4 protein-coding genes are annotated in these 4,518 nt (G+C 64.1%); all 4 read right to left on the bottom strand.

What is annotated here, in order from left to right; genetic code table 11:
- On the bottom strand, positions 1 to 995 hold a 995-nt coding region (locus A2J02_RS26815; protein ID WP_068056032.1), incomplete at its 3' end, for an acyl-CoA dehydrogenase family protein.
- A 170-nt stretch (positions 996 to 1,165) separates the two neighbouring features.
- Positions 1,166 to 1,795 (bottom strand): isochorismatase family protein, encoded by a 630-nt coding sequence (locus A2J02_RS26810; RefSeq protein WP_068056029.1) that lies wholly within the window; start codon positions 1,793 to 1,795, stop codon positions 1,166 to 1,168.
- Positions 1,792 to 3,681: a hydantoinase B/oxoprolinase family protein gene (locus A2J02_RS26805; RefSeq protein ID WP_068056026.1), complete on the bottom strand. Its 1,890-nt coding sequence runs from the start codon at positions 3,679 to 3,681 to the stop codon at positions 1,792 to 1,794. Before A2J02_RS26805 ends, A2J02_RS26810 begins: the two co-directional genes overlap by 4 nt.
- On the bottom strand, positions 3,681 to 4,518 hold an 838-nt coding region (locus tag A2J02_RS26800), incomplete at its 5' end, for a hydantoinase/oxoprolinase family protein (protein ID WP_331712163.1). The genes A2J02_RS26805 and A2J02_RS26800, both read right to left, overlap by 1 nt.

Here is a 4,518-nt window from a genome sequence, read left to right as displayed (position 1 = left end):
ATACGGCGATCGGTCTCCTGCACCCACGCCCGCGCCGCCTCACGCACCATCGCCCGGCCCGCCATGACACCGACCTGTTGATCGGCGATCATCGCCTGCACCAACTGGAAGTTGCCGATCGGCTCCCCGCCCTGAGTGGACGACGCGGCATGAGCCACCGACTCGTCCAAGGCACGCTGCGCCTGACCGACGGCCAACGCCGCGATATGCACCCGCCCCCGCGCCAACGACGTCATAGCCGCCTTGTACCCGATATCGATCTTGGGTCGTTCCGCAGGCTCCACTCCGGCGTCGCCGTTGCCGCCCACCAACGCATCGGCCTCGACGCGCACGTCGGTGAAGTTCACGTCGGCAGTGCCCGAGCCCTGCTGCCCCATCTTCGCGTCCTTGACGCCCACCTCGATGCCGGCCGTGTCGGAAGGGACCAGAAATACTGCAATACCGTTGCCGCTCTGCGGTTTCGGGTCCAATTTGGCGAAGACGACGAACATGTTCGCGATCGGCGCATTGGTGATGTAGCGCTTGCTGCCGTTGATCACCCAACCCGAGCCCTCGACCGTCGCCGTCGTCTTCAACCCCGCTGGATTCGACCCGGCCCCGTCCTCGGTCAGCGCGAAGGACGCAACGACGTCGCCGGTTGCCATGCCCGGCAACCACGTCGCCTTCTGCTCCTCGGTACCGAACCCCACGAGCACCTGCCCGGCGATCCCGTTGTTGGTGCCGAACATCGATCGCAACGACAACGAGGTGTAACCGAGCTCCATGGCCACCTCGACGTCCTGAATCAAATTCAGGCCCACACCGCCCCACTCCTGCGGAATCGCGTAGCCGAACAGACCCATCTCCGCGGCCTGCTGTCGCAGATCGTCCGGAATCGAATCGTTGTTCATGATCTCCAGTTCACGAGGAACCACACGTGAGCGCACGAACTGCGAGATCTGCTTCAACACGTCCGCGAAGACGTCGTCCGGTACATCGGGATTCAGCGTGTCCATGGAACCACTATCCCCCCATGGGTGGATCGATTCGTCCGAACCGACGGGATTTTCCTGGCAGGACGGAACCGTCCCACCACATCGGCTCTCCCGTTTCGGATCTCAGCCTCCGATCGGCGTCGAGTATTCGAATCCGGGGAGCTGATCTTCATCTGTGGCTCGAACAGCCGTCACCCAGAAGACGACCCGAACTGGCCGATTGCCTGCGCGAGATCGATGACGTCCGCATATTTGGCCTGCAGGTCGAGCAGGTTCGACTCGTGCATGCCCGGCTCCCGATCACCACACGCATCTGCCACCACCAGAGGACGGAAACCGTGCTGCAGTGCGTCGGTCGCGCTTGCACGGATGCAGCCGCTGGTGGTCAACCCACAGATGTACAGCGTGTCGATGCCGCGGGCGGTGAGAGTGGCCGCCAGAGAGGTACCGAAGAACGCACTTGCATACTGCTTGGTCACCACGGTCTCCCCGGCGATCGGACGGGGGTCGACGGGAAATTCGCCCAGTTCCGAGCCCTCCTCGAAGACCGTCAGAGCCGGAATCTTCGTCGTGAAGAGCCCGCCGTCGGTTCCGCCGGGCTGATAGCTGACCCGGGTGAACACAACCGGAACACCGGCTGATCGTGCGACCGAAACCAGCTGTGCCGCAGCCTCTACTGCCGCTTCCACCGGGGCACGCAGGGGCGAGCCGTCCACCAGGTAGGCCGCGACGATGTCGACCACCAGAACCGCCGGGTTACGGCCGGGGCCCAGCTCACCGGCAAATCCCGAGTCCCGGTACGACCCGAGCGTGTCGCTCACGCGCGCACTGCCTTACGGACGTTCACCGGCGGACGCGGGGCGGGCAATCCGGTTTCGGCCTCGCACCGCTCGAGGATCTTCTCGATCGACGGCCCCTTGTCGAACACTGCGATCTCCCCGCGCGCGGCAGACATCTCACTGCGCGCGGCCTCGGAGGCGGACGAATCGACGACACCGTCGGCATCGCAGACGATTCCGTAGCCGATGCGGGCACCCTCGGTACTGACCAGACCCCGCCGAACTTCGAGACCGACCAGTTCGGGATCCCGCTTCAGCGGGTCGCCCCAACCGCCGCCGCCCCACGTGACGAAGTGCAGCACGTCGCCTCGTCCCACCGGTACCTCGTGGATCTTGCTGGCCAACACCTCGACCTCACCCGACGCTCGGACGATCCACTTCTTCCCTCGCGCACCGGGTTTACCGCCGTTGACACCCCACGGATACGTGAGCCACCTGTCGTCGTGAATGGCGATGGTGCCCGGCTCCTCGAAGTAGTACGCCACGTCGACGCCGTTGCCGCCGCGATGAAGCCCGGCACCGCCGGTGTCGGTGACGGTCTCCCACCGCTCGATACGCAGCGGATAGTAGGACTCGAGGTACTCGCAGGGGATGTTGACGAACGACGGCCACAGCGAGTGACCGTCCGGCCCGTCTCCCATCGGACGACCGGGGATACCTCCGAATCCGATCGAGTACAGCTGGAACCACTCCCCGTCCCGCGCGCCCCCGTCGTAGTGACCGGAGTACATGAAGTGCGGCGACGACGAGAAGCCTGCGGCGTTGAGAATCTCGGGGTTGTTCTTACCCAGCAGCCCACCGAAAAGGTCGAAGACACGGCCGATTCCGTGGTTGCGGCCGTTGAGTGCAGCCGGATAGCGCGGCTTCCAGAACGAGTCCTCTGGAATGGTCACGTCGATCAACGGATAGAAGCCGTCGTTCCACAGAATCTGCGGGTCGGCCACGGTGATGACGTAGATGCCGAAGAACATGCGTACGAGATTCTCGTTGATGAAGTAGTTGATCGGCCCGACGGCCTGCGGTGCCGCCTTGCTGAAGTCGAGGTGGATCTTCTCCCCGTGCCGGGTCAGCTCGATGGTCAGTTCGTAAGGGCCGTAACCACATCCGTCATCGCAGATGAAGTCGCTGAACTCGATGGTCTCGCCGTCGACGAACAGCATCGCGAGCAGCACCTTCATGGCCTGATAGTTCCTGTCGAGCAACGCGTCGAGCGCCGACAGATACACGTCGACGCCGAACCGGTCGCAGAGTTCGACGATGCGCCGCGACGCGGTGGTGCACGCTGCGACCAGTCCGTTCAGGTCTGCTCGGTTCCAGTCCGGCTTGCGCACCTGGTTGAGAATGATGTCCAGGGCGGTCTCGTTCAATTCGCCTGCGCTGTAGAGCTTGAAGGGCGGGATGACGACGCCCTCCTCGAAGATGGTGTGTGCATCGGTCGGCATGGACGACGGCGTCTTACCCCCGACGTCGGCCATGTGCCCGAACATCGACGACCAACCGACGACCCGTCCGCTGTGGAAGATGGGCAACACGATCAGCCAGTCGTTGGCGTGACTGATGGCAGCACCACACGCGTAAGGATCGGAGGTGAGCAGGATGTCGCCCTCGCCGACGGTGCCGGAGAAGTTGTCGAGGAAGTCGGGAACGGACAGGCCGAATTGCCCGACCACCATTTTGCCGCTCGGATCGGCGATGAGGGGAAATTCGTCGTGCTGTTCGCGGATACCCGGCGACAGTGCCGTCCTGAAGAGGACCTCGTCCATCTCGGCGCGGGCGTTTCGCAGGGCGTTCTCGATGATGTCGAGCGTGATCGGGTCGACGGGAACCGTGGTGAACGGGGTCTTCGAGGTCTCGATGATGGTGGCCATCAGCTCTCCTGCAGTCGAGTGGTGCGATGGGTGTCGTCGGTGCCGACGGGGTTGATGAGAAGGCATGCACTGCGGTGGACCGTGGCCGTGTGTCCGGACAGCACCAGCGTGGTGGAGTCCATCTCCGTGATCACTGCCGGACCCGTCACGACGTTGCCTGCCAACAGTTTCGAGCGGTCGTAGATGCCTGCCTTTGCGTACTGCCCGTCCATCCAGACGTCGTTCGTGGTGATCAGCGCCGCGGATGGATCGTCGCCACCGTCCTCCAACGGCTGGAACGCCACCTCGGGGCGTGGACCACTGACCGTGACTCGGAGGTTGATGACCTCGCGTTCGTTCTTGAGCAGGAACGAGAACAGTCGCTGGTGTTCGGCGTCGAAGGCAGAGCCGAGAGTGGACAACAGCTCCCCCGAATCGAGGGCGGACGCGTCGAGGTCGACGGGAATCTCGAAACCCTGACCCTGATAGCGCAGGTCCACCTGATAGGTAGCGGTCTGCTGGTCTGCTGACACCCCCTCGGACGAGAGCCTTTCCGACGCCGCATCGGCCAATTCGGCAAGAGCTGTGCGCAACTCGCCGTCGTCGATGTCGGAGAAGGCACGAACCATGGTGCGCGCAGCCTCGTCCCGAAGACACGTCGTGGCGTCGCCGTACGCGCAGAGGACCCCGGGCGACGGCGGGACGATCACCGGCCACGACCCGGTCAGTCGACCCAGCGCGTTGGCGTGCAGCGGCCCGGCACCGCCGAACGAGACGAGTGCGAAATCGCGAGGGTCGTAGCCCTGCTGCACACTGACCAATCGCAGTGCGCCGAACATGTTCTCGTTGACGATGTCG

The sequence above is a fragment of the Rhodococcus sp. EPR-147 genome (assembly GCF_001647185.1).
GTDB lineage: Bacteria > Actinomycetota > Actinomycetes > Mycobacteriales > Mycobacteriaceae > Rhodococcoides.
Note: the sequence above shows the minus strand (reverse complement) of the source record. Positions and strands in the feature narration are given on the sequence as shown.